The following is a 473-nucleotide window of genomic DNA, read 5'->3' as shown; positions in this document are numbered from 1 at the left end:
TAGAAAACCTCGGTTTGATGGGAACGGCGGATTTGGCGAAAAATGCCGTGCCAAATAGCCGGAGAATTAATGGAAAATCATTGGCGAATGATGCCACATTAAATGCAGGAGATGTGGGGGCATATGACAAGGAAGAAGCCAACCAGAAGTTTCAGCCTTTGGGAAACTATACCCCTGCGGGCTACAGCTATGCTAAGGAAGAATCGGATAACCGTTATCAACCCAAAGGCAACTATGCCCCTGCGGGTAGTTACGCACCGAAAGGGGAAAGCTATACCAAATCAGAGTCAGATTCCCGCTATCAGTCAAAAGGGAATTATGCGCCTGCTGGTAACTACGCCGTTCGTGGGGAATGTTATACGAGAGGGGAGTCAGACGGGCGATATCAACCGCGCGGGAACTACCAACCCGCCGGAAATTATCAATCTGCGGGGAATTATGCGGTCAGGGGGGAGTGTTATACCAGAGGGGAG

General features: G+C 50.3%; 1 pseudogene. It reads left to right on the top strand.

Features of this window, described 5'->3' with window-relative positions:
- Window positions 1–473, top strand: a pseudogene (locus FE394_RS15345) (hypothetical protein); the annotation flags it as partial.

The organism is Xenorhabdus littoralis, assembly GCF_033949345.1.
Classification (GTDB): Bacteria; Pseudomonadota; Gammaproteobacteria; order Enterobacterales; family Enterobacteriaceae; genus Xenorhabdus; species Xenorhabdus littoralis.
Note: the sequence above shows the minus strand (reverse complement) of the source record. Positions and strands in the feature narration are given on the sequence as shown.